This window comes from Odoribacter sp. Z80 (genome assembly GCF_009935865.1).
GTDB lineage: Bacteria > Bacteroidota > Bacteroidia > Bacteroidales > Marinifilaceae > Odoribacter.
Window position 1 is genome coordinate 1 of the sequence record NZ_QWEL01000022.1, and the last position, 1,731, is coordinate 1,731.

Here is a 1,731-nt window from a genome sequence, read left to right on the forward strand (position 1 = left end):
AAAAATTTTATACTATGAAGAGTTTGATCCTGGCTCAGGATGAACGCTAGCGACAGGCTTAACACATGCAAGTCGAGGGGCATCATGATGTAGCAATACATTGATGGCGACCGGCGCACGGGTGAGTAACGCGTATGCAACCTGGCTGATACAGGGGTATAGCCCATGGAAACGTGGATTAATCCCCCATACCATTAATATGTGGCATCTTATATTAATGAAATCTTCGGAGGTATCAGATGGGCATGCGTCCTATTAGCTAGTTGGCGGGGTAACGGCCCACCAAGGCGATGATAGGTAGGGGTTCTGAGAGGAAGGTCCCCCACATTGGAACTGAGACACGGTCCAAACTCCTACGGGAGGCAGCAGTGAGGAATATTGGTCAATGGCCGGAAGGCTGAACCAGCCAAGTCGCGTGAGGGACGACTGCCCTATGGGTTGTAAACCTCTTTTATAAGGGAAGAATAAATGCTACGTGTAGCATGATGCCTGTACCTTATGAATAAGCATCGGCTAACTCCGTGCCAGCAGCCGCGGTAATACGGAGGATGCGAGCGTTATCCGGATTTATTGGGTTTAAAGGGTGCGTAGGCGGTTTTTTAAGTTAGTGGTTAAACGTCGGGGCTTCACCTTGATTTGCCATTAATACTGTAAGACTCGAGTTCAGACGAGGTAGGCGGAATAAGTTAAGTAGCGGTGAAATGCTTAGATATAACTTAGAACTCCGATAGCGAAGGCAGCTTACCAGACTGCGACTGACGCTGAAGCACGAGAGCGTGGGTAGCGAACAGGATTAGATACCCTGGTAGTCCACGCCGTAAACGATGCTCACTGGTTCTGTGCGACATACCGTACGGGATTAAGCGAAAGTATTAAGTGAGCCACCTGGGGAGTACGTCGGCAACGATGAAACTCAAAGGAATTGACGGGGGCCCGCACAAGCGGAGGAACATGTGGTTTAATTCGATGATACGCGAGGAACCTTACCCGGGTTTAAATGGGAAAAGACAGATGTGGAAACATGTTATCTCTTCGGAGCTTTTTTCAAGGTGCTGCATGGTTGTCGTCAGCTCGTGCCGTGAGGTGTCGGGTTAAGTCCCATAACGAGCGCAACCCTTACCGTTAGTTGCCATCAGTTCAGCTGGGCACTCTAGCGGGACTGCCACCGTAAGGTGAGAGGAAGGCGGGGATGACGTCAAATCAGCACGGCCCTTACACCCGGGGCTACACACGTGTTACAATGGCCGGCACAGAGGGTCGCTACCCAGTGATGGGATGCTAATCTCAAAATCCGGTCTTAGTTCGGATTGGAGTCTGTAACCCGACTCCATGAAGTTGGATTCGCTAGTAATCGCGCATCAGCCATGGCGCGGTGAATACGTTCCCGGGCCTTGTACACACCGCCCGTCAAGCCATGGAAGCCGGGGGTGCCTGAAGTCCGTAACCGCGAGGATCGGCCTAAGGCAAAACTGGTAACTGGGGCTAAGTCGTAACAAGGTAGCCGTACCGGAAGGTGCGGCTGGAACACCTCCTTTCTGGAGTACCGGTTATATAAGCACTTGCTGTAAAACCCTTCAACCTGACACAGGTTTTCGGAACACTGAAAAGGTTCGATTCCTTTTAACCTGTCAGTGGTGATATGATTAAATCACCTCAGTTCTTTGACATACTGGAAACATAGAAAGATATATTCCACAATGACTCACATGTTTATTATATATAATATATGGA

1 rRNA gene is annotated in these 1,731 nt (G+C 49.7%); it reads left to right on the top strand.

The window, feature by feature from the left end:
* Positions 1-11 precede the first annotated feature (11 nt).
* A 16S ribosomal RNA gene (locus D1136_RS10665) occupies positions 12-1,535 on the top strand.
* Positions 1,536-1,731 lie beyond the last annotated feature (196 nt).